Here is a 23,798-nt window from a genome sequence, read left to right on the forward strand (position 1 = left end):
GCCGGGTCGGCGTCCCTGTAATAGTGAACGCCCTGGACCAGCGACGACGCGCAGTTGCCGACACCGACAATGGCCACACGAACCGAACCCATGCGGTTCCTCCCATCAATGAACCGGAATGGTCACCATCCAAGTGCAGCGCAAAGGAGAGTCGCCACAAGCGTGTCGGGTATCCGACATTCACCACCTCCGGTGTTCGTCGGTCAGGTATCTGTAACTCCGATCCATCGAAGCCTGATTGGGTTGACTTGTTGTGCGCATAAATGCACACGGCTGCCGGAGAGGGAGGGCACCGATCACGCGCAGATGAGGCGTCGCAGCAGGGTGATGGCGACCCGCGGCTCTTCCGCTACGAACACTTCCCCCAACGCGATGGTGAACAGCGGATGCAGCGACACCGCCTTGAGATGACCCCACCCACGCTGCTGGTCGTGCGACATCCCCGGCTCACGGCACGGAACCGAGTTTTGAGCGGGGAGTCAAGCGCTGGTCGTCGGCGTATCCGTGGGCCGGCGGGCCCTCCAGCAGTTCTGCGTCTGTGTACTCGCAAACCGAACCTGCCACCTCACGGAATTCATGCCAGTATTCACGCGTCGTTGAGAACGGGAACACCTGCCTCACAAAATAGGCGCCTACGTGCAGGCGGCGTGGCCCAATCCGCATCGCTGCCGCTGTCATGATCGAACCATCCGGATGCCGGACCCTGGAAGGCGCCCTGCGCAGGGGCGGACTTGGCTGCCTTCCCAGATCAGAGGCACCTTTATCGTGCGATCAGCCCCACGGCGACGCTGTCGCTTACAGCGCATTCCGTAGATGGACACCTATATGCCGTGAAAGAATTCCACTGGGAAATGGCCGAAGGAGCGGCCCGGAGAGAAGCGGCGTTCCGTGATCTGACGGCATCAGCGGGAGTCAGATCACCGACGAACGTCCGAGCCCTGGATGGCGATTACCTGCAGACCCTTCCCCAAAGCCTGGGCGGCAGGACGGTCCGGCTTTACACCTGGCTTGAGGGCGCGCATGTGGACCCCGACGATCCGGCGACGGCTGCCCAACTCGGAGATTTGATGGGGCGACTGCACAGGCTCGCATCCCCGTCCAGGGAGAATCCCATCCCTGGTACGAGGTCGTCCCGGAGGAGAGCGAATGGGACGAGATCGCGCGCGCCGCGACCGCAGCCGACGAGGATTGGGCGCCACTCTTCCGTGAGAACCTTCAGGCGATGCTCGATCTGGCGACATTGGTGAAGCCCCTACCGGAGCACGAGCGGATCATGTGTCACCTGGACGTCCAACCGTCGAACGTGCTCGTCGACGGTGCCGGTCTGATGCTGCTCGACTGGGATGACGCCGGTCCGGGAAACCCGGAGCGAGAGCTGGCGTCGGTGCTCTACGACTGGCATGTGCGAGACGGCGTCGTAGACCGTGCCGGGGTGTCGCGAACCCTCGCCGCCTATCGACAGGCCGGTGTCCGCGCCGTGTTGGAAGGTGAGCATGCTTTTGCCATGAACGCGGCAACGCTTCTCAACTACATCGCGGCTCAGGCGCGACTCAGACTGGACACCGACGCCGAACCCATGCACCGAGAGACCGCCCGATCGGAATTGACAAGCGTGCTGGCCGATCTCCCATCGCGACGTATATATACGGACATCCTGGCCGCCGCTTCCGAAGAATCGACAGTGGCTCGTCACAAAGAATGACGGCCGCCCTCAGCGCCAGCCGAGTGCGGGGGCGACGTGGGTCAGGATCGATGAGAGCAGGTGCGCGTTGTAGTCCACGCCGAGCTGGCTGGGCACCGTCAGCAGGAGCGTGTCGGCCGCGGCGATCGCCTCGTCGCTGGCCAGCTCCTTGACGAGCACGTCGGGCTCGGCGGCGTACGTGCGCCCGAAGATGGCTCTGGTGGTGGCGTCGATGAAGCCGACCTGGTCGGAGCTGACGCGCTCGTGACCGAAGTACGCGCGGTCCGTCTCGTTGACGATCGGCATGATCGAACGGCTCACCGACACCCGCGGTTCGCCCTCGTGACCGGCCTCCTTCCACGCCTCCCGGTAGGCCGCGATCTGCTCGGCCTGCTGCACGTGGAACGGCTTGCCGTTCTCGTCGTTCTTGAGGGTCGAGCTCATGAGGTGCATGCCCAGGCCGGCGGCCCACTTCGCGGTCGCGTTCGAGCTGGAACCCCACCAGATCCGCTGCCGCAGCCCTTCCGAGTGCGGTTCGAGGCGCAGCAGCCCCGGCGGGTTGGGGAACATCGGCCGCGGGTTCGGCTCAGCGAACCCCTCGCCCTCCAGCACCTTGAGGAAGGTCTCCGCGTGCCCGCGCGCCAGGTCAGCGTCGGTCTCACCCTCGGCCGGCTCGTGGCCGAAGTAGCGCCAGCCGTCGATCACCTGCTCGGGTGATCCGCGGCTGATGCCGAGCTGAAGCCGCCCGCCCGCGATGAGGTCGGCCGCGCCGGCGTCCTCGGCCATGTAGAGGGGGTTCTCGTACCGCATGTCGATGACGCCCGTGCCGATCTCGATCCGGCTCGTCCGCGCGCCGACGGCCGCCAGCAGCGGGAACGGGCTCGCGAGCTGCTGGGCGAAGTGGTGGACGCGGAAATAGGCGCCGTCGGCACCGAGCTCCTCGGCGGCCACCGCCAGCTCGATCGACTGCAGCAAGGTGTCGGACGCGTTGCGTGCCTTCGAGTACGGCGACGACGACCAATGCCCGAAGCTCAGAAAACCGATCTTCTTCATATGCTCTTCAACCTTCCTCGCGTCAAGGACATTCCGCGAATCCAGCCGGGAGGCGGCGCCGGACGAGGTGGCCTCGCCGCCACCGGTGGCGGTCGGTGGAACCCGCCCGGGTGAACACCGATCCGCCCTGGTCACCGCTTCTGGTCGCAGCCACGTCGTCGAAGACGGGCCGCCTGGCAGCCGCGTTTCCGGCGATGCTAGGGTCTGCGGACATGAAAACCATTTCCATTCGATTGGGCGTGGTTGCCGGTCTGCTGACCTTGGTCACCGCATGCGGGAGCGGTACGGCGGAGACCACCGCCGCCGCACCTCAGGAAGCCCGGCTGACGAGTTGCGGGATTCCGCTGCGGATCGCCGCCCCACCGCGGCGGGCGATCGCCATGGAGCAGAACGCCGCGGAGATCATGCTGGCCCTGGGGCTGGCCCACCGCATGGCCGGCACCGCCTACCAGACCGACCCTGTGCTGCCCGAACTGAAGGAGCCCTACTCCCAGGTGCCCGTGCTCTCGGCCCAGTACCCGGGCCGCGAGGCGCTCCTGGCCGAGAAGCCCGACTTCATCTACTCCATGCGAGCCTCGGCCTTCGCGCCCGAGGCCGCCGGATCCCGGCAGGACCTCGCCAAGCTGCGCGTTCCCGCGTATCTGTCGTCCAACGACTGCGAAGATCGGGCGCTCATCCCCGCGACGGCCGAGTTCGAGGCGATCTTCAAGGAGATCAACGACATCGCCACGGTCTTCGGGGTGCCGGAGCGGGGACGGACGGTGGTCACCGACCTGAGGCGGCGGCTGGAGGAGGCCGAGCGTTCGGTGCCACAGGACCTCGATGCCGACGTCATGTGGTACTACTCCGGCACCAAGATCCCCGCCATCGCCGGAGACACCGGCCTGCCCGGCACCATCACCAAACTGCTGGGAGCACGCAACGCCTTCGCCGACGTCAAGCAGCAATGGCCGGAGGGCAACTGGGAGGAGATCGCCACCCGCGACCCCGACGTGATCGTGCTCGCCGACCTCACCCGCGGCGGCGACGGCGACAGCGCCGAGGCCAAGAAGCGCTTCCTGCGCGAAGACCCCGTCGCCTCCAAGCTCACAGCGGTCAAGAACGACCGCTTCGTCGTCGTCCCCGGCTCCTCCATGGACCCGTCCATCCGCAGCGTCACCGCCGTCGAGCAGGTCGGGAAGGGCCTGACCCGCCTGTACGGCTGAACCTCGCGCAAGCACCACCTCTTGGAGACATCACCTTGACCGCCCCCTTGACCTCCCTGTCACCGCGCGACCTGCTGGCCCACTGGGAGGAGCAGCAGAGCGCCTACGTCGCCTACCGCGAGAACCGCTTCGAGGCGATGCTGGACGTCCTCCGCCTGCACTCCCCCGCCGAGCCGACCGTGCTGGACCTGGCCTGCGGGCCGGGCTCGATCGCGGACCGGGTGCTGACCCGCCTGCCCGGCTCCCGTGTCGTCGCCACCGACTACGACCCCGTGCTGGCCCGGCTCGCCGAGACCGTGCTCGGCGAGTACGGCGAACGCGCCACGGTGGTCGACGCCGACCTGGCCGAACCCGGATGGAGCCGGCGCTTCACCGAGTGGCACTTCGACGCCGTCCTGACCTCGACCGCGCTGCACTGGCTCTCCCCCCAGCAGTTGCTCGGCGTCTACACCGAGCTGGCCGCGATCCTTCCGCCGGGCGCGGTCCTGCTCAACGCCGATCACCTCCGCTTCGGGCCCGAGCACCCCACCCTCGCCGAGATGTCGGTTCGCCACGACGAGCACGTGCAGCAGGCGGCCTTCGCCGCCGGCGCCGGCACCTGGGACGAATGGTGGACCCTGGTCGCGCGACAGCCCGGCCTTGCCGACCGGCTGGCCGAGCGCGAACGGCGCTTCGCCGACCGCCCGCCCCAGCCGCTGGCCCCGCTGGCCTTCCACCTCGCCGCCCTGCGTACCGCCGGCTTCGCCGAGGTGGGGACCGCCTGGCAGTACCTCGACGACTACGTCGTCTTCGCCAGGCGATGACGGAACGGACTCCGCCACGGCCCCGCACCGTTCTCATGATCGCCGGGGGCCTGCTGCTCCTGGTGCTGTCGATCGCGGCCGCCTCCGTGGTGGGGGCGGCCGGCCTGTCTCCCACCGACGTGCTCCGAACGGTCGCGGTCCACGCCGGTCTGCCGGTGGAGCCGCTCGCGCCGCTGGACGACGGCATCATCTGGGAGCTGCGCCTGCCCCGGGTCCTGCTGGCCGTGCTGGTGGGAGCCGGTCTCTCGGTGTGCGGGGCCGTCCTGCAGGCGCTGACCCGCAACCCGCTGGCCGATCCGTACCTGCTGGGGATCTCCTCCGGTGCCTCGACCGGGGCCGTGGCCGTGCTCGTCCTCGGGCTCGGCACCGGTGTCACGGCACTGACGACGGGCGCCTTCGGCGGGAGCATGCTCGCCTTCTGCTGCGTCCTGGCCATGATCGGCCGGGGGTTCGGCAGCGCGGTCCGGGTGGTGCTGGCCGGGGTCGTGGTCTCGCAGCTGTTCAGCGCCCTGACCAGCCTGGTCGTGATCTGGGCGGCGGACGCGCAGAGCACCCGTGGGATCACCTTCTGGCTCCTGGGCTCGCTGGCCTCGGCGAGCTGGGCGAGCGTGGCGCTGTGCGCCGCCGTCGCGACGGCGGGGCTGCTCGTATGCTGGCTGGCGTCCTCCGCGCTGGACGCGTTCGCCTTCGGCAGGGAGGCCGCCGCGTCGCTGGGCATCGCCCCGGCCAGGACGGAGGTGATCCTCTTCACGGTCACCGCGCTCACCACGGCGGTGCTGGTCGCGGCGAGCGGCGCCATCGGCTTCGTCGGCCTGATCGTCCCGCATGCCGTACGCGCCCTCACCGGCGGGCGGCACCATGCGCTGCTTCCGGCCTGCGCCCTGTACGGCGGTGTGTTCCTGCTCGCCGCCGACACCGTCGCCCGCACCGCCTTCGCCCCCCGCGAGATCCCCGTCGGCGTGCTGACGGCACTGATCGGCGTGCCCGCCTTCGCGCTCATCATGCGGCGGCGAAAGGAGACACCGGCATGACCATCCACGCCCACGACGTCAGCTGGACGGCTCAGGGCAGGCCGATCGTGGACAGCGTCACGGTCGAGATTCCGCCGGGCGGCCTCACGGGACTGCTCGGCCCGAACGGCTCCGGCAAGTCCACCTTCCTGCGGCTGCTCGCCGGGCTGTTACGACCGCACGGCGGCACGGTCCTGCTGGACGGTCACGACCTGAACCGCCTGCCGCGCCGGGACGTCGCCCGCCGCCTCGCGGTGGCCGCGCAGGAGGTGAGCACCGACGTGGAGATGACCGTGCTCGACGTGGTGCTGCTCGGACGTGTCCCGCACCGCCGCCGTCTGGCGGCCTCCGCCGGCGCGGATGATCTGTCGCACGCCCGCCGCGCCCTGCGGCAGTGCGGCGTCGCCGCTCTGGAACGCCGCCGCTGGTCCACCCTCTCCGGTGGCGAGCGCCAGCGGGTGAACATCGCCCGCGCGCTCGCCCAGGAACCCACCGAACTGCTGCTGGACGAGCCCACCAACCACCTCGACATCGCCCACCAGCTCGCCCTGCTGGACCTGCTCGCCACGACTCCCGTCACCGTCGTCACCGCCCTGCACGATCTCAACCTCGCCGCGCAGTACTGCGACCACCTCCTGCTGCTGCACGAAGGGCGGCTCGTCGCCGCGGGCCCTCCCGCGCAGGTCCTCACCGAGGAAACGGTGGAGCGCGTCTACCGTGTACGGACCGAGATCGCCACCTCCGCCACGGACCGTCCCATCCTTCGTTTCCTGAGCCCGTCCCTCCCCGCACACGTCGGGGACGACGCGCCAGGCTCAGGCGCGGGTGTCCACAGTGTGCAGGCCGGCGGCCCGTCTCCGGGAAAGGCGCGGTGAGGCTGCCTCAGAGAAGGCATGCTCCCGAAAAGCTCCCCGGTGCAAACCGCGCCGGCGAAGCTGGTGACCAGGTGGCGGCGGGTGGAGGCGCCAGGCACTGCCTGGACCGCATCGCCGCTCGCTGCGGCGTCGAGCCCGCCGGGCGGCGCATGCCAGCAAGCGCGATATGTACACTTGTACGCATGATGTCTGAGGCGGATGGCCGCTCCATGCGTGACCGGATGCTCGCCGGCGACCTGTACCTCGCCGACGACCCCGAGCTGGCCGAGCTCATGCTGGGCGCAGCGAAGCTGATGGAGGCGTTCAACGCGTCGTCGGCCCGCGATCCGATCGAACGCCGCCGGCTGCTCACCGAGTTGCTGGGCGGGATCGGGGAGGGCACCGAGATCCGGCCGCCGCTGCGGGTCGACTACGGCCGCCATCTTCGCATCGGCGCCCGTTCCTTCGCCAACTACGGCCTGGTCGCCCTCGACGTCGCGCCGATCACCGTCGGCGACGACGTGCAGATCGGCACCAACGTGCAACTCCTGACACCGACCCATCCGGTCGATCCCGAGCTGCGCCGGGCCAAGTGGGAGGCGGCCGAGCCGATCACCGTCGGCGACAACGTATGGCTGGGCAGCGGGGCGATCGTCCTGGGCGGGGTCACGATCGGGGACAACACCGTGGTCGGCGCCGGCGGCGTGGTCACCCGCGATCTGCCGGCCAACGTCGTGGCGGTGGGCAACCCCGCCCGGGTGGTCCGCACGATCGGGCCGGGTACCGAGCCGGCCCCCGCATGAGCGATCCCACCCCGGGACAGTCACCCGCACCGCGGCGGCCGCGCCGGCACGACCCGGGACGGCGGGACCGGCTGATCGACGCCGCGCTGACCGTGATCGTCGAGCGTGGCGTGGCCGCCACGACGCACCGGGAGATCGCCCGCGTCGCCGACGTGCCGCTGGGCTCGATGACCTACCACTTCAGCTCGCTGGAGGAGGTGCTGGCCGAGGCGTTCACCCGGCACGCCGAGGCGGTGGCCCGCGTCTTCGACGAACGGCTCGCCGCCGCACCCGACCGGAAGGCGGCGATCGAAGCCGTCATCACGCTGGTGGCCGACGACCTGCTCGGCTCCCAGGACGATCTCGTCCTGTCCGTCGAGCTGTACGTGGCGGCCGCGCGCAACCCGGCCCTGCGGGCCGTCACCCAGGCTTGGATGGCGCGCAGCCGCCAGGCGCTGGAGCGTCACTTCGACGCCACCACCGCCCGGGAGCTGGACGCGCTCATCGAAGGTCTCGTGCTGCACAGCGCCCTGTCGACCGACCCGATGACGCCCGAGCAGATCCGCCACGCCATCCACCGCTTCCTGCGCTGAAACTCCTTCCTGCCCCTCGCACGCAGCTCTGTCACCGTGATCGGAAAGCCGATGTCCGCTGTCGCCATGCCTCCCACCGGGCCTCCCACTGGGCCTCCCACTGTGCCCCCCGCTGTGCCCCCCGCTGTGCCCCCCCGCTGTGCCCACCCGCCGGGCCCGCGCCGCCTCGGCGGTGCGCTGTTCGTCGTGGGCGCGCTCGACGCCGTCGTCGACGTCGCGCAGAACGCCCACGGCCTGCGCGTGCAACGGCTCTACCGGCGCTCCATCCTCAACTCGCTGCACGGCGTGTGGAGCATCGGCGCCGTGCTGGGCGGCCTGATGGGCTCGGCCGCCGCCGGGCTCCGCTTGCCCCTGGCCGTCCATCTCGGCATCTCCGCGACGCTGTTCAGCATCGTCGCCATCGTCGCCTACCGGTTTCTGCTGCCGGGCCCGGAAGACGCCGAACGCGCCGCCGAAGCACAGGATTTCGCCGCCGCCGACGGTCGTCCCGCTGCTCCGCCCGCCCGGCCGGGCCGGCGCTGGTTCACCGGCGCTGCCGTGCGGATGCTCGCCGCGCTCGGCGTGCTGGCCGCGTGCGGCGCGCTGGTCGAGGACGCCGGCGCGTCCTGGGGCGCCCTCTACCTCACCGGGCTGCACGCCGACGCCGCAACTGCCGGCTTGGCCGTCGTCGCCTTCCAGGCCGCCATGACCATCGGCCGCCTGTCCGGCGACCGCGTCGTGAACCGTTTCGGACAACGTACGGTGGCCCGCGCCGGAGGCGTGCTGGCCGCCGCCGGCATGGGCGCCGCCCTCGCCATGCCGTCCGTCCCGGCCGCGCTGGCCGGCTTCACCCTGGCCGGGCTCGGCTTCGCCACCCTCGTCCCGGCGGCCATGCACGCCGCCGACGAACTGCCCGGCCTGCCCTCCGGCACCGGCCTGACCATCGTCAGCTGGCTGCTGCGCGGCGGCTTCCTGTTGTCCCCACTCCTGGTCGGGTTCATCGCCGACCTCATCAGCCTGCGCGCCGGCCTGCTGTCGGTCGTGCTGGCCGGCGTCGTCACCATCGTGCTCGCCCGCGTCCTGGTCAGCCGTACCCCGGCCTGACCACCGGGCCGGCCGCGGTCACTTCCTCAGCCAGAACATCGAGTACGGGCTGTCCCAGCGGCAGTCATACTCTTTGTACCCCTCTTGCCCACGCCTGCGCATGCGGTGGATGCCGAACTCGAAGGTGTTCTCCGGCTCCGATGCCTCGAACGCGAGCGGCACGACGGCGCTCTCTGGCTCCGGTAGAGCGCCCACTCCTCGCGGGCGGAAGGCACGGGGGCGGCATCCGCTTCGTCACTCAGAAGGCTTGTCAGCCCGAGCTGACGACATGGGCAGAAGGAAAACCTTCTCCCGCCTCTCCCAACGTATAGCGCAGCGGGGGGCTTGCGGCAAGACCCGGGTCGTACCGCAGAATCGTCGGCCGAGGCCGCAACCTGCGGAAGGGGGCACGACGGCGTGCGTGGGGGACGTGGTGGCGTCGAGCCGGTGATGGGACTGGCGGCGCGGTCGCGACGGAGCATGGCTATCTCGGAGGTGTCCCGATGATCGAGCGGTACGTACTGGGTCTGCGAGAGGTCGACGAGACGCGGGTCGCGGTCGTGGGCGGCAAGGGCGCGCACCTGGGCGGGCTGTCGCGGATCGAAGGCGTCCGGGTGCCGCCCGGCTTCTGCGTGACGACGGACGCCTTCCGGCGGATCCTGGCGGCAGCGCCGTCGATCGGCGATCGGCTCGATCAGCTGTCGCGTCTGAACCCGGACGACCGGGAGGCGATCCGCACGCTCAGCGCCGAGATCCGCCGGACCATCGAAGAGATCGCCGTCCCGGGCGACCTCGCGGCGGCGATCACCCGCGCTCTCGCCCAGCTCGGTGACCAGGGCGCCTACGCCGTCCGATCGAGCGCGACGGCGGAGGACCTGCCGACGGCCTCCTTCGCGGGCCAGCAGGACACGTACCTGAACGTCGTGGGGCCGGCGGCGATCCTCCACCATGTCAGCCGGTGCTGGGCCTCGCTGTTCACCGAGCGGGCCGTGACCTACCGCCTGCGCAACGGCTTCGACCACCGGAAGGTCCACATGGCCGTGGTCGTGCAGCGGATGGTCCTCCCGCAGGCGTCCGGCGTCCTGTTCACGGCCGACCCCGTCACGGGCAACCGGAAGGTGGCCACCGTGGACGCCGGCTTCGGCCTCGGCGAGGCCCTGGTCTCCGGTCTGGTGAACCCGGACGTGTTCCGGGTGCGAGACGGCGAGATCGTCGCCAAGGCGGTCGCGGCCAAGAAGCGTGCCATCCACCCGCTGCCGGGTGGCGGCACGCGGGAAGTGACCATCGACCCGCGGCGGCAGGAGCAGCCGGCGTTGACGGACGCGCAGGCCGTGCGGCTCGTGCGGCTCGGGCGGCGGATCGAAGCGCACTTCGGCCGCCCGCAGGACATCGAATGGTGCCTGGTCGATGATGACTTCCAGATCGTTCAGAGCCGGCCGATCACCACGCTGTTCCCCATCCCCGCGACCGGCGACCAGGGCGATCACGTCTACGTCTCCGTCGGTCATCAGCAGATGATGACCGACCCCATGAAGCCCCTGGGGCTCTCCTTCTGGCAGCTGACGGCCATGGTGGCGATGCACGAGGCCGGCGGGAGGCTGTTCGTCGACGTCACCCGGAACCTGGCGTCGCCCGCGAGCCGCGCCGGCCTCCTGGAGATGGCGGGGAGGTCCGATCCGCTGATCAGGGACGCGCTGGAGACCGTCCTCGACCGCGACGGCTTCGTCCCTTCGCTCCGGGACGGAGGTCCCGGCGGCCCACCGGCCGGCGGCGCGCCCGCCCCGATCGAGGCGGATCCGGCCATCGTCACCGGGCTGATCGAGCGCAGCGAGGCGTCCGTCGCCGCCCTGCGGCGCGAGATCCGTACGAAGACCGGACCGGCGCTGTTCGACTTCCTGCTGGAGGCCTTCGAGGAGCAGAAGCGAGTCCTCAAGGATCCGCTGAACTTCCAGGCGATCATGGCGGGGATGGAGGCCACCTGGTGGCTCAACGACAAGCTGCAGGAGTGGCTGGGCGAGAAGAACGCGGCCGACACGCTCACGCTGTCCGCCCCGGACAACGTCACGTCGGAGATGGGGCTGGCGCTGCTCGACGTCGCGGACGTGATCCGGCCGCATCCGGAGGTGGTGGCGTTCCTGCGGACCGTCGAGGACGAAGGCTTCCTGGAGAAGTTGCCCAAGCTCGCGGGCGGGACCGAAGCGCGCGACGCCATCAACGCCTACCTGGACCGGTACGGCATGCGCTGCGTCGGCGAGATCGACATCACGAGGCCGCGGTGGAGCGAGCGCCCCAGCACGCTCGTGCCCGTGATCCTCGACAACGTCAAGCTCTTCGAGCCGGGCGCCGCCCAACGGCGCTTCGAGCAAGGGCGGCAGGCGGCGGCGGAGAAGGAACGGGACGTGCTGTCACGCCTGCGGGCCCTGCCGGACGGGGAGCGGAAAGCCGACGAGGCCAAGCGGATGATCGACCGGGTCCGGACCTTCATCGGCTACCGGGAGTATCCGAAGTACGCCATCATCAGCCGCTACTTCGTCTACAAGCAGGCCGTGCTGGAGGAGGCCGAGCGCCTTGTGCGGGCCGGCGTGCTGCCCGAGGAGGAGGACGTCTTCTATCTCACGTTCCAGGAGCTCCACGACGTCGTGCGCTCGCACCGAGTGGATGACCGGCTCATCCAGCAGCGCAAGGCCGCGTTCCGGTCGTACTACGCGCTCACGCCGCCCCGGGTGCTCACCTCGGACGGTGAGGCCGTCGCCGGCGCGTACCGGCGCGACGACGTACCGGCCGGTGCCCTGGTCGGTTTGCCGGTTTCCGCCGGGACCGTCGAAGGGCGGGCCCGCGTCATCCTGGACATGGCCCAGGCCGATCTCGAGGCGGGGGACATCCTGGTCACGGCCTACACCGATCCCAGCTGGTCGCCCCTGTTCGTCGCGATCACCGGCCTGGTGACGGAGGTGGGCGGCCTGATGACCCATGGCGCGGTGATCGCGCGGGAGTACGGCTTGCCGGCCGTCGTGGGTGTGGAGCAGGCCACCCGGCTGATCCGGGACGGGCAGCGGATCCGCGTGCACGGAACCGACGGGTACGTCGAGATCCTGCCCTGAAGACCCATCCGCAACTTCCGGCGGTTCTCCCTACGCTGTCGCCCGGCCTGCCGCGCGGGCTTCGGCGGCCGGACGTTGGGCGGCGATCTCGTCCGCGAAGTCCGTCGCCAGGCTGGTGAGGTGCTCCAGGACGTCCGGATGGCCGTCCTTCAGGTCGTAGGTCTCAGCAGGGTCGATCTCCAGGTTGAACAGCTGAGGCAACTCCATGCCGTGTGCCCGGTTGGGGTCGCGCGGGAAGCGGTCGAGGTGGAGCTTCCACGGGCCCGATCGGACGGCGTTGAGCGTCCACCAGTGGAAGAAGAACAACGGCCGCGGTCCCGGGATCGATCGGCCGGCGAGGACCTCAGAGACGTCCACGCCGTCGATCGGCCGGTCCCGGGGCACCGTGCCGCCGACCAGGGCGGCCAACGTCGGCAGCAGGTCGAACAGGCACACCGGCTCGTCGGACACCGCGTCGGCAGGGATCCGCCCCGGCCATCGGGCGACGAAGGGGACGCGGATCCCGCCCTCGTACGTGTGCAGCTTGGTGCCGCGGAGCCCGCCAGTGCTGCCCTCGAACCACGGCCCGTTGTCGCTGGTCACCATGACCAGGGTGTCGTCGGCCAAGCCCAGGTCGTCGAGCCTGCCGAGCAGCCGTCCGATGTGGTGGTCCAAGCTCTCGACGACGTCGCCGTACCTGCCGCCGGCCGACCGGCCGCGGAACTCTTCCTCTACGTGGAGCGGGATGTGCGGCATGGTGTGCGCGAGATAGACGAAGAACGGCTGGTCGACGTGCCGCTCGATGAAGTCGATGGCCTGATCGGTGTAAGCACCGGTGAGCGTGGCCTGGTCGACGTCGGTGGTAGAGATCTCCTCCCCCTCGAACAGCTCGACCGGATGCATGTCGTTGCTGTAGAGCAGCCCGGCGTACTCGTCGAAACCGTGCCTGGTCGGGTAGTGCTCCGGCCGGCAGCCGAGATGCCACTTGCCGAACATCGCCGTCCGGTATCCGGCGTCCCTGAGCATCTCCGGCAGGGTGTGCTCCCAGGACGACAGGCCGGTGCCGTCACGGGGGGACAGCACTCGCGGCAGCCCGACCCGTTGTGGATACCGTCCGGTCAACAGCGCCGCGCGCGACGGGGTGCATATCGCCGAGGCCGCGTACATGTGGCGCAGGGTGATCCCGTCGGCGGCGATGGAGTCGATGCGCGGGGTGCGCAGGATCGTGTTCCCCGTGCACCCGAGGTCGCCGTAGCCGAGATCGTCCATGACCACCAGGACGATGTTCGGCTGGATGCGTGTCGGCGACTGGTCGCTCATCGTGCCCCCGGCTCCTCGTGACGTGTGCGGGCCGTAGCGTGATCGAGATCCAGCCAGACCGCCCCGAAGGGAGCGAGCAGGCCGTCGAAGTCGGCGCCGTCGCTGGCCAGCAGCACCTGACCGTCGAGTGGGATCGGCGCCGGGACCGGTCCGAAGTTGACGACGCAGCCGAAACCGGGCGAACGGGTGAACAGCAGCACGTCGTCACGCGGCGCGTCATGCCAGGTCACAGCGTTCGTACCGCCCAACGCCGGATGCGTGCGTCGCAGGCGGAGGGCCTGACGGTACAGCTCCAGGAACGAGGTGTCGTCGCCGTCCTGTGCCTCTACCGCGTGACTCCCCCATCCTGCGGGCTGAGGGAGCCACGCGCCGTCGTCGCCGAACCCGTACGAGCCGCCGTCGGTGGTCCAGGGCAGCGGCACCCGGGCGCCATCACGCCCCCAGCGCCGGCCCCCCGACCGGATCCAGATCGGGTCCTGCCGAGCGGCCGGGGGAATCTGGGCGTCCGCCAGCCCGAGCTCGTCGCCCTGGTAGATGTACGGGCTGCCGGGGAGCGCGAGCGTCAGCAGTGCCGCCGCACGAGCCCGGCGCCGGCCGAGCCGCTCGTCGACCGGACCCAGCTCCGGCCCGGACACGCCCGGGATGCGCCGGGTGTCGGCCCGGCCGTATCGCGTGACGACCCGTTCGACGTCGTGGTTGGACAGGGACCAGGTGGTGGGTGCGCCCACCGAGGCCGTGGCCGCGATCGAGGAGTCGATGGCCGTGCGCATGCTCGCAGGGGACCACGCGGACTTCAGATAGAACAGGTTCAACGTGGTGTTCAGCTCGTCGGGCCGGACGTAGCGCGACAACCGGTCCGCGTCGTCGACCCACGCTTCGGCGACGAACATGCGTGGCGGGTCGTAGGAGTCGGCCAGTTTCCGCCAGCTGCGGTAGATCTCGTGGACCTCGTCGCGGTCGCGGTGCGGGTGGTTCGGGCGGGTGAGGTCCGCCAGGAACGCGCCGTCCGGATACCCCAGGTCCGGCAGCCCGGGCGCCTTCATGAGGGCGGTGGCCACGTCGATCCGGAACCCGTCGACTCCCAGGTCGAACCAGAAGCGCAGGATGTCCTCGAACTCCGCGCGCACTTCCTGGCTGTCCCAATTGAGATCCGGCTGGGAGGCGTCGAACAGATGGAGGTACCACTCGTCCTCGTCCTGGACGCGGGTCCACGCGGACCCGCCGAACACGCTCAGCCAGTCGTTGGGTGGACTGTCCCCTCCGTCGCGCCCGGCGCGGAAGTGATACCAGGACCGCGCAGGTGATCCAGGCGATGCACGCAGCGCCTCGACGAACGACGGGTGCGCCGAGGACGTGTGGTTCGGGACGATGTCGAGGATGACCCGGAGGCCCGCGGCGTGGCACTCACGGATCAGCTCCCGCGCCTCACTCAGGGTCCCGTAGCGGGGGTGGATGGCGCGATAGTCCGAAACGTCGTATCCGGCGTCGTGCAGCGGCGAGCGATACCACGGGGTGATCCAGATGGCGTCGATCCCGAGCGCCGACAGGTAGCCGACCCGGCTGCGCAGCCCGGCGATGTCGCCGATTCCGTCGGCGTCACCGTCGGCGAAGGACTGGATATAGACCTGATAGATCACCGCGTCCTGCCACCACGGGGTCGCGGTCATGTCATCACCCATGTTCGAAGAATCTCTCTCGTGTCGTCACCGGGGGCGCGGAAGTGCCGGTGCCTCCCGCGCCCTCATCAAGCTTCCTGGCGAGGTCGGCGCTACCCGATGGCGTTGCCGAGGGGCAGGCGGCGCCACGACCTACCGTCCGACATCGCCATGCAGGGCGCGCCGTCGTGACCGTCGTCGACGTGGATCAACGCACCCGGCGCGTCGGCGGCCGTGGGCAAGGTCGCGACCGTGTACGGGTGCAGCCGGGTGGCGTGGGCGAACACGGTCCGGATACGTGCGTCCTCGCTGCCGATGTCGCGCGCGTTGTCCACAGGCGGAATGAGCCCGGCGACGCCGGCCTGGAAGGAGACGATCTGGTTGGTGGAGTTGGTCGAGCACAGCAGGTTGGTGGCCGCCGAGCCGGACGCGTTCACCGCCACCACCTCGACACCACCCTTGACTCCTGGTCCCGAGCCGGCCGGCAGCGCGCCCTCGACGAGGTAGCCGCCGTAGCTGTCGTCCGCGGCGATGCCGTCCACGGCCGTGCTGAGGACGCGCATCGCGGCGGCCTTCGGGGCGGCCAGCTGGAGCCTGGTGAACCGGCCCGGTTCGAACTCGACGAACGAGTCGGCATCGATCGACCCGGCGGTGACCAGGCCCTCCTGCTCGAACACGTTGCCGACCACGTTGGACTGGCTCAGTGTGCCGGTGACCCGGATCGGCAGCCCTGCCGGTTTCGGATTGGCCGAGATGACGTTGCCGAGGATCGCGAACCGGGTGGCGTCGGCGTTCACGAGCACCGCAGCGTGGGTCGACGAGTTGCTCAGGTTCCAGTGATCGAACGAGTTGTCCGTGATGCTGATCTTGTCGGCGGACTGGTCGAATCGGATGGCGGAGCCACCGATCCAGTTGAACGAGTTCGCCGAGATCGTGACGTTCTTCGCGGACACCCCGCTGGTGAAGTGGATCGCGTATCGGGGCGGGTCCCACGCCCCCGGCGTCGTGTCGAACCCGCCGATCACGTTGCCGGTGACCGTGAGATTGTGACCACCGGCGTCGATCTGAATGATCGCGTTCCCGGTGCCGTTCTCGATCACGTTGCCGGAGATGGTGGAGTTCGTGAGGCTGCCCTTGAAGAGCCGGCGGCCGATGTCGAGCAGGTTGTTGCTGATCACCGCGCCGCGGAAGTCGCCATCCGGAGCGCCGTTGAACACGATCGCGTCGAAGTTCGAGTGGAAGTGGTTGTCGGTGATCAGCCACTTGCGCAGGCCGTAGGGCAGGACATGCACGCCGCTGCCCTGGACCCCCTCCGTGGGCCACGAAATGGCGATCCCCGTGGTGCAGACGGCGACCTTGTTATTGATGAAGAGGAATCCGCGGCCGACGCTCTCGATCGCACGCTGGAAGCGAAGGAACGAACACTCGACGATGGTGACGTCGGTGTCGTCGGTGTTCGCCGTACGGGCGAAGTGGAGCCCTACGTTGTTGGCGGTCTTCTGCGGCGCGTCGAAGGCGATGCCGTTGATCCCACCGAGTGAAGCCTCCCACCGGATGCCCACACCATCGTGGTGGAAGGTGATCTTCGACGGCTCCCCGCCGTGCATCCCGTAGCCGCGCAGCACGAACCGGTTGAGGTGCTCGCCCGGCGACTCGTATTCGTGATCACCCACCACGAGCGTCGAGGTGACCTTGTACTTCCCAGGCGGTAACACGACGATCTTGTTCAGCTGCGAACGGGCCGCATTGATCGCTGCCTGGATGGCGGCGGTGTCATCGGCCTCACCGTCACCCACGGCGCCGAACTGCTGCGGCGTGAGGACCGGGGAACCGTCGGCATCGACCAGGCTCGGCGGTGCCGATTCGGCGCGGGCGGCCTCGCTCATCGCGAGCCCGCCGACGCCGACGACGCCTGCGGCGGCGGAACGGATCATCATGCGACGGTTGATTCGGTCAGTCATCTGCATTTCTCCCTACGGTGGCGGAGATGGGGGGTGAGCCGTGGTGGTTAGTCATGGTTCGTGGTGGTCGGTCTCAGCGGCTCACGTCGAGATCGACGGCGGCGGCGAGGAGCTCTCTGGTGTATTCGTGCTGGGGCGCGGCGAACAGCGACTGCGCATCGGCACTCTCGACCAGCTCACCCCGGCGCATGACCGCGACGCGGTCAGCCACCTGACGCACGACGCCGAGGTCATGGGTGATGAACAGCATCGACAGCGAGAGCGCCTCGCGCACGCTCACCAGCAACTGCAGAACCTGAGCCTGTACGGAGACGTCGAGCGCCGAGACCGCCTCGTCGCAGATGAGCAGCCGTGGGCCCAGCGCCAACGCGCGGGCGATGCTCACCCGCTGGCACTGACCACCGGACAGCGCCGTGGGTCGCTTGCCCGCGACGTCGGGATCGAGCCCGACCTGGCCCAGCAGGTGGACGACGGCGTCCCGGCGGCGCCGCGGATCAGTGCGCGCACCCGCCGGGGCCGCTTCCGGGTGCGCATGCCAGGCCTCGCCGATCGACGCCTCCACCGACATGCGCGGGTTCAGCGAGGAGCGCGGATCCTGGAAGATCATCGCGATGTCCCGTCCCTGGGCGCGGTGACGCCGGTCCAGGAGCGAGACTCCGTCGTATTCGATGGTGCCCGATGCGGGGGTGACGAGCCCCACGATCGCCCGGGCGATCGTGGACTTGCCGGATCCCGACTCGCCCACCAGCGCAACCGTCTCCTGTGGTGCGACATCGAGACTGACGGTACGCACCGCCGTGATCGGCGATCGCCGGCCCAGGCCGCCGGTGCGAGGACCGGGATACGTCACCGTGAGATCCGCGATCCGCAGTCCTGTGGCGCCGGTCATCGCAACTCCTCCGCGAAATGGCAGGCGCTGGCACGTCCCGGCGCGATCTCCCGCAGTTCGGGCACCTCGGTTCGGCAGCGGTCGACGGCCCGCGGACAGCGCGGGTTGAACGGGCAGCCGGCCGGGCGGTCGAACGGATTCGCCGGGCTGCCCGGTAGGGGATCGGCGATCGCCGCCTGCGTCCGCACCGATGGCACGCTTCGCACGAGCGCGTCGGTGTACGGGTGCAGGGGACGCGAGAGCACCGTCTTCGCCGGTCCGTGCTCGCAGACACGGCCGGCGTACATCACGACCAGGTCGTCGGCCACGTGCGACATCACCCGCAGGTCGTGGCTCACCAGAAGCATGGCGAGGTCGTCCTCGTCGCGGAGCCGGGCGAGCAGACCCAGGATCCGCGCCTGCACGGTGACGTCCAACGCCGTCGTCGGCTCGTCGGCCAGGATGAAGCGCGGCCCGCCCGCCAGCGCCAACGCGATCATCGCCCGTTGCCGCATCCCGCCGGAGAACTCATGGGGATAAGCGCTCACCCGGTCCGCGGCGTCGGGAATGCCGACGTGGTCGAGCAGGTCAGCGGCCCGCGCCCGCGCCTGACGCCGGGACAGCCCGCGGGAGCGCAGGATCTCACCGACCTGGTCACCGATCGTCATCGTCGGATTGAGCGCCGTCGACGGATCCTGGAACACCACCGAGATCTCCGAGCCCCGGACCAGCCTGACCCGCGCCGGAGTGGCGAGCAGCAAGTCCTCGTCGTCCAAGAGGACCTGCCCGCTGAGCTCGGCGGTGTCCGGGGTCAGACCGACCAGCGCCATGGCCGTGAGCGACTTGCCGCTCCCCGACTCGCCGATCAGTCCGGTCGTCCGGCCCTGGACGACATCGAACGAGACCCGATCGACCACGGTCGCCATGCCGCGAGGGCCGGGCAGCCGGATCGACAGCTCGCGGACCCGGAGGGCACCAGAGGATGTCCCGGGCGCACCATCGGACATCATGGCCGTAGCGCTCGTAGGCTGGGGTACGTCATTCATCAACCGAGACCGTGTCGAATCGTGGCAGACCTTCACCGTCGGGTACGAAACCTTGGACTCCGGCCCTGGTGGCGAATACGTTCTTGACGAACATGGGATACATTCCCACCGCCTGGTTCCAGATCAGCTCGGTCGCCTCGGCGTAAGCCGCCTGCCGCTTGGCGGGGTCGGTGGACGTCCCGGCCCGCTTCAGCGTGTCGTCCAGCTCCGGATTGCAGTAGCCGGTCCGCTTCGCGGCGCAGGTATAGAGCCGGCCGAGGTTGTACGACGCGTCCAGCCCGAGCGTCCCGACCTGCTGGATGTTGATGTCCCAATTCAGCGCCAGGAGGTCTTCGGTGTAGACGGCCTGCTCCTTCTCCAGCACTTCCACCTTGACGCCGATCGCGGCGAGATCGGATGCGACCGAATTGACCCACTGCCGGAACTGCGCTTGGGAGAAGTGGAAGCGCAACGTCTTGCCGAAGTCGAAGCCGGCGTCGACAAGCGCCTTCTTCGCCGCGGCCGGGTCGTGCACCACCGGCTTCTGTGGCGCATAGCCGAACACCGTGCGGCCGATGACCGAGTCGGCGAGCTCACCGGTCTCCGGGAACAGCGCCTTGATCTTCTTGTCGAAGTCCACTGCCTGCCACAGCGCCCGTCGCACTTCGGCCTTCTCCAACGCCGGCGTCGAGGCGTTCATCCACATGGTGATGACACCGGAACCCGCCGCGGAGACGACCTTGATCTCGGGGTTGCCCTTCAGCTGTGCCACCTGGTCGTCGGAGATGCCCCAGATGACGTCGAGCTCACCGGTCTGCAAGGCGGTGACCCTCGCGGCGACCTCGGGAATGGACCGGATGGTGAGCTTGTCGACCTTCGGCTTCTCTCCCCAGTACTTCTCATTGGGGACCATGACCAGGTTTCCACCAGGGGTGAACGACTCCACCTGGAACGGACCGGACGTCACCGGCTTGGCCAAGTAGCTGCCTTCGGTGGCGCCGGCCGGGGTGATCATCACTCCGGTCAGCTTGGCCGGAAGAGCGGGGTCGGGGTCAGCCGGTGTGAACGTCACCGTGTCGTCGGTCGCCTTGACGCCCACACCCTTGAAGTTCGCCGAGAACGGACTGTCGGAAGCCACCGTGCGCTCGAACGACGCGGCCACGTCCCGGCCCGTGATCGGCGAGCCGTCGGAGAAGGTGATCCCGTCACGCAACGTGAAGGTGAACTCCGTCGCGGCATCGTTGCTCTCCCAGCGCTCCGCGGCTCTACCGTCGAACTTGCCCGGGCCGACCGTTTCCAGCAACGGGCTGTACAGCTGTAAGGATGCGACGCGAGTGCCGCCGTCAATGGCCAGGGGTCCGTTCGGATCGATGGACTCGGTGGGGAACGGACTGGCAACGGCGACTTCCCCTCGGCCCGCGTCGTCACCGCTACCGGTCGAAGCTCCATCGGCGCCGCACGCTGCGACCGCAAGCAGGCCTAGGAGGGCGGTTGCCGCGATCGCGGCGTGCCGTGGGAATTTCATTGCCTTACTCCTTGCTGGGCTGTGTCCGTCAGCCATGGGGGGTGGACCGGAACTGCGCTCGTTTCGTCATTGCTGTCGGCTGAAGTAGCGGGTGAGGCGATCTCCGGTGAAGCCCACGCAGATCACGAGCACCGCGAGGGCGATGCCAGGAATGGCAGATATCCACCACGCACTGGCGAGATATTCCTTGCCGGAGGCGATGGTCTGCCCCCAGGAGACCGACGCCGCTGGCAGGCCGAGCCCGAGGAAGCTCAGGGAAGCCTCAGCCAGAATGGCGGCGGCGAACTCGGTGGTGGCCAGCGCCAGTGTCGGTCCGGCGATGAACGGCAGGATGTGCCGTGCGATGATGCGTCCCCGGCGGACTCCCATGACCGTCGCTGACTTGACCCAGTCGCGTTCCCGCAGCGTCATGGCCATCGAACGCGACAGCCGGGCGAAGCTGATCCAGTTGGTGACGCTGAGCGCGATGACCACGATCGCGAGGCTTCGGTCGAACACCCCGGCGATGACGATGGCCAGCAAGATGCCGGGAAACGCGAGCAGCACATCGATGACGCGCGACGCCACGAGATCGGTCTTGCCCCGCAGATAACCTGCGACGGTGCCGACGGTGATGCCGACCAGGCCGCTGAACAGCACGACGAGCGTGCCGATGACCAGGGATGTGCGGGCGCCATAGACGACTTGGCCGAAGAGATCCCGGCCGAGCGCGTCGGTGCCGAACACGGCGGTGCTGCCGTCGCTCACCGCCGAGCCGGGGGGCAGGAGGCGATCATCGAGCTCGCCGCCCACCGGCGAGTAGTCGATGAACAGCGGCCCGAGCAGCCCCGCCACGACGTACAGGCCGAAAATCAGGACCGGGACGGCTACGACGACTCGGCCCATCCTGGTCCGCCCGGTCCGCATCGAATTCGGAGCCGTCGTCGGCGTCACCGGGTTCGGCGCCAGGCCCATCGTCGTCATGAGGTGACCCCCGCCCGGATGCGTGGATCCAGCCGGGAATTGACCACGTCGGCGAGCAGGTTCATCGTCACCACGACGATCGCGAGCAGCACGGTCGCGCCTTGCACGATGGCGTAGTCGCGATTGCCGACCGCATCGACCAGGAGCGATCCGACCCCTTCCCACGCGAAGACCTGCTCGACGATGACGGCGCCGCCCAACAAGGTGCCGATGTGCAGCGACACGATCGTCACGACCGGGATCATCGAATTGCGCACGGCATGCCGGGTCAGCACGGCGCGCTCGGACAACCCCTTCGACCGCGCGGTCAGGATGTAGGGCTCGGCCGTCACCTCGGCGACGCTGCTGCGGGTGATCCGGGCGACCAGGGCGGTGAACGGGATCGAGAGGGTGATCGCCGGCAGCACCAGGTGCCGCAGGTCACCAGACCCCGCACTGGGCAAGAGCCGCAAGGTCAACGCCATCAGGAGGATGAGCATGATGCCCGACCAGAACGACGGAATCGCTTGCATCACGAGAGCGATGCCCGAGATGGCGCGGTCGACAGGTCGTCCCGGCGAACGGCCCGCGACCACGCCCGCCACCAGACCGATCGTCAACGCCAGAACCGTCGCGGTGACCGCGAGCAGAACGGTTGCCGGAAATCGCTCGAGTATGACCGTCATCGCAGACTCACGGAACCGGTACGACTCACCGAAATCACCGGTTACCGCCGAGCGAAGATAGTCCAGGTACTGCGCGAAGATCGGCTGAGTGAGCCCGAGCTCCTCGCGCAACGCGGCCACATCGGCGGCGGCCGCATCTGGTCCTAGCTGCACGGTGGCCTGATCCCCGGGCGCGAGCCGAAGGATCACGAAAGTGAGGCTGACCGCACCCCACACGGTGAACACCATGAGGCCGAGTCGACGTACGAGTTGGGCGAGCATCAGCCCTCCCCTCCTCTCGATCGCAGCGAGGACGAAGCGTCCCAGCTACGGGTTATCCCTTCAGGGCGAGGTGGACGAGCACGGTCGCCGGCTGCTCAGGCGTCGCACCGGAAATGGCCAAACGCAGCCACCCGCCGAAATTCACCAGGTCGATCGAGGCGATCTCCTCCTGCGCGGACATCACGCAGGAGCGGCCCCGATCAATCCAATGCAGCCCGTCCGGGGAGATCTGCGCCTGAATGGACAGCTCTGGATGCCGGCCTTCGACCTGAATGAAGAAGACCGCTTCGCCGGCCCAACCGGCCTCGTACGGGTGGGTGGTGTGCACGGCGCTGATCTCGAGCCGGCGTTCGATCACCGAGGTGGCAAATGTGAGCACAGAGCGGACCCTTCTCGAAGAATATCTGCAGTGGTTCTGGTGATCTCATTCCGTGGAATACACAACAGAATCGAGGAAGAGGTTCACGCTTCGGTTCGTGTCGGTCTCGACGAAGAAGATGGGGTTGATCAAATTGGTGATGCTCTTGTAGGGATCAGACAGGGTCGGCGTCAGGCCGCGCAGGTCGAAGGTTCGGTCCATGCTCTGCATTTCCACGTACTCGCGCCGCTGGTAGTCGACCAGGAGCCGGAGATACAGCCAGTTGATCTTGTCCGGGCTCTCGTTGTAGAGCAGATCCTGCTCACCGTCAGGCATCCATTGGAAAGCATCGGCGGAGCCGTCGGGAAAGCGGCGCCCGTACCAGAGATTGTCGATTCCCGGTCGCTGCCAGCCGTCCTCACGCCCATAACACCAGTCCTTCTTCGTCACCCCGTCAGCGACTTTCCAGTACTGCCATTTCTTGGTCAGTTCGCCGTTGACCGAGTTGACGTAGCGAAGGCCGGGCATCCAGCGGTACTGGGAATCCTGCAAGTCGAAGTAGAAACCGAACGCACGCATGTCCTCTTCGCCGAAGCCCAGCCGGTCCTGCTGCGGGGTGTAGGCATACCACGTCTCCATCTGGATATACCGCATGGCGGGGTCGAAGTTGGAGAGCCGTTTGAGCGCGACGCCCATGCTTCCGTTCGCCGGCTTCTCCTCGTAGCGGTTGGCGACCGGTTTGGTGTTCAGCTTGAGCGAGTATGTGCCTTCCATCGATCCGTGGGTGGCGGCGAATCGCATCGGCGCCGCGCTGATCATGCTCGGCGCCCAGCTCGCCAGGTCCACTTCGGACGGATGGTGCCGGTAGTCGTCGTTGACGAAGTTCGGAGTCAGATCCATCCAGCCGTTGAAGCCACGATCGAAGTCGTCGTAGGTGACGATGTTGCGCAACGGCTTGAACTTCTCGAGGCCGCGTTCATAGGCAATGACCTTGTGCATCGTTCCTCCGTGGTGACGAATGCCCGCTCCGCGGGTGCGTTCGGGCCGGTATGAGAAGGGGTCGCCGGTCGATCA

At 68.7% G+C, this 23,798-nt stretch carries 21 protein-coding genes; 9 read left to right on the forward strand and 12 right to left on the reverse strand.

Features of this window, described 5'->3' with window-relative positions:
* Positions 1-296: 296 nt before the first annotated feature.
* The gene (locus ACTMTF_RS20640) at positions 297-440 is read right to left on the reverse strand and encodes a hypothetical protein (protein ID WP_441112148.1); all 144 of its coding nucleotides are present in this window, start codon (positions 438-440) and stop codon (positions 297-299) included.
* Between the two features lie 716 nt (positions 441-1,156).
* On the opposite strand from ACTMTF_RS20640, the gene ACTMTF_RS20645 reads away from it, so the two are divergent.
* Entirely contained in the window at positions 1,157-1,702 is a 546-nt protein-coding gene (locus ACTMTF_RS20645) for a phosphotransferase family protein (protein WP_441112485.1), read from the forward strand.
* 9 nt (positions 1,703-1,711) lie between these two features.
* Here the strand turns inward: ACTMTF_RS20645 and ACTMTF_RS20650 are convergent, their stop codons facing one another.
* A complete protein-coding gene (locus tag ACTMTF_RS20650) occupies positions 1,712-2,734 on the reverse strand; it encodes an LLM class flavin-dependent oxidoreductase (protein ID WP_441112149.1) in 1,023 nt (340 codons plus the stop codon).
* A gap of 212 nt (positions 2,735-2,946) precedes the next feature.
* Between ACTMTF_RS20650 and ACTMTF_RS20655 the strand changes: the two genes are divergently transcribed.
* The 8 genes from ACTMTF_RS20655 to rph all read left to right on the forward strand — a co-directional run bounded on the left by ACTMTF_RS20655 (position 2,947) and on the right by rph (position 12,144).
* Entirely contained in the window at positions 2,947-3,939 is a 993-nt protein-coding gene (locus ACTMTF_RS20655; RefSeq protein ID WP_441112150.1) for an ABC transporter substrate-binding protein, read from the forward strand.
* 35 nt (positions 3,940-3,974) lie between these two features.
* Entirely contained in the window at positions 3,975-4,742 is a 768-nt protein-coding gene (locus ACTMTF_RS20660) for a class I SAM-dependent methyltransferase (protein ID WP_441112151.1), read from the forward strand.
* A 35-nt stretch (positions 4,743-4,777) separates the two neighbouring features.
* A complete protein-coding gene (locus tag ACTMTF_RS20665) occupies positions 4,778-5,773 on the forward strand; it encodes a FecCD family ABC transporter permease (RefSeq protein WP_441112152.1) in 996 nt (331 codons plus the stop codon).
* Positions 5,770-6,627, forward strand: a complete 858-nt coding sequence (locus ACTMTF_RS20670; RefSeq protein WP_441112153.1) for an ABC transporter ATP-binding protein — start codon at positions 5,770-5,772, stop codon at positions 6,625-6,627. The genes ACTMTF_RS20665 and ACTMTF_RS20670 overlap by 4 nt, the downstream gene beginning before the upstream one ends.
* Before the next feature lie 182 nt (positions 6,628-6,809).
* On the forward strand, positions 6,810-7,409 hold the full coding sequence (locus ACTMTF_RS20675) for a sugar O-acetyltransferase (RefSeq protein ID WP_441112154.1): 600 nt from the start codon (positions 6,810-6,812) through the stop codon (positions 7,407-7,409).
* Entirely contained in the window at positions 7,406-7,981 is a 576-nt protein-coding gene (locus ACTMTF_RS20680) for a TetR/AcrR family transcriptional regulator (protein WP_441112155.1), read from the forward strand. Before ACTMTF_RS20675 ends, ACTMTF_RS20680 begins: the two co-directional genes overlap by 4 nt.
* A gap of 126 nt (positions 7,982-8,107) precedes the next feature.
* The gene (locus tag ACTMTF_RS20685) at positions 8,108-9,064 is read left to right on the forward strand and encodes an MFS transporter (RefSeq protein ID WP_441112156.1); all 957 of its coding nucleotides are present in this window, start codon (positions 8,108-8,110) and stop codon (positions 9,062-9,064) included.
* A gap of 482 nt (positions 9,065-9,546) precedes the next feature.
* A complete protein-coding gene (rph, locus tag ACTMTF_RS20690) occupies positions 9,547-12,144 on the forward strand; it encodes a rifamycin-inactivating phosphotransferase (RefSeq protein ID WP_441112157.1) in 2,598 nt (865 codons plus the stop codon).
* A gap of 30 nt (positions 12,145-12,174) precedes the next feature.
* Here rph and ACTMTF_RS20695 read toward each other — a convergent pair whose 3' ends face one another.
* From ACTMTF_RS20695 to ACTMTF_RS20740, 10 genes are all read right to left on the reverse strand, one after another.
* On the reverse strand, positions 12,175-13,443 hold the full coding sequence (locus tag ACTMTF_RS20695) for a sulfatase family protein (RefSeq protein ID WP_441112158.1): 1,269 nt from the start codon (positions 13,441-13,443) through the stop codon (positions 12,175-12,177).
* Positions 13,440-15,122: a glycoside hydrolase family 13 protein gene (locus tag ACTMTF_RS20700; protein ID WP_441112159.1), complete on the reverse strand. Its 1,683-nt coding sequence runs from the start codon at positions 15,120-15,122 to the stop codon at positions 13,440-13,442. The genes ACTMTF_RS20695 and ACTMTF_RS20700 overlap by 4 nt, the downstream gene beginning before the upstream one ends.
* Positions 15,123-15,211: 89 nt before the next feature.
* Positions 15,212-17,059 (reverse strand): glycosyl hydrolase family 28-related protein, encoded by a 1,848-nt coding sequence (locus tag ACTMTF_RS20705; protein ID WP_441112160.1) that lies wholly within the window; start codon positions 17,057-17,059, stop codon positions 15,212-15,214.
* Between the two features lie 73 nt (positions 17,060-17,132).
* Positions 17,133-17,948, reverse strand: coding sequence for an ABC transporter ATP-binding protein (locus tag ACTMTF_RS20710; protein ID WP_441112161.1), 816 nt, complete (start codon positions 17,946-17,948; stop codon positions 17,133-17,135).
* On the reverse strand, positions 17,945-18,937 hold the full coding sequence (locus ACTMTF_RS20715; RefSeq protein ID WP_441112162.1) for an ABC transporter ATP-binding protein: 993 nt from the start codon (positions 18,935-18,937) through the stop codon (positions 17,945-17,947). Before ACTMTF_RS20715 ends, ACTMTF_RS20710 begins: the two co-directional genes overlap by 4 nt.
* A gap of 28 nt (positions 18,938-18,965) precedes the next feature.
* On the reverse strand, positions 18,966-20,477 hold the full coding sequence (locus tag ACTMTF_RS20720) for an ABC transporter substrate-binding protein (protein WP_441112163.1): 1,512 nt from the start codon (positions 20,475-20,477) through the stop codon (positions 18,966-18,968).
* 66 nt (positions 20,478-20,543) lie between these two features.
* Entirely contained in the window at positions 20,544-21,440 is an 897-nt protein-coding gene (locus tag ACTMTF_RS20725) for an ABC transporter permease (protein WP_441112164.1), read from the reverse strand.
* On the reverse strand, positions 21,437-22,366 hold the full coding sequence (locus ACTMTF_RS20730; protein ID WP_441112165.1) for an ABC transporter permease: 930 nt from the start codon (positions 22,364-22,366) through the stop codon (positions 21,437-21,439). The genes ACTMTF_RS20725 and ACTMTF_RS20730 overlap by 4 nt, the downstream gene beginning before the upstream one ends.
* A gap of 52 nt (positions 22,367-22,418) precedes the next feature.
* A complete protein-coding gene (locus ACTMTF_RS20735) occupies positions 22,419-22,745 on the reverse strand; it encodes a DUF6385 domain-containing protein (RefSeq protein WP_397004257.1) in 327 nt (108 codons plus the stop codon).
* Positions 22,746-22,790: 45 nt separating this feature from the next.
* A complete protein-coding gene (locus ACTMTF_RS20740) occupies positions 22,791-23,723 on the reverse strand; it encodes a DUF6772 family protein (RefSeq protein ID WP_397004259.1) in 933 nt (310 codons plus the stop codon).
* Between the last annotated feature and the right edge of the window lie 75 nt (positions 23,724-23,798).

Source organism: Nonomuraea sp. ZG12 (assembly GCF_052068115.1).
GTDB lineage: Bacteria > Actinomycetota > Actinomycetes > Streptosporangiales > Streptosporangiaceae > Nonomuraea.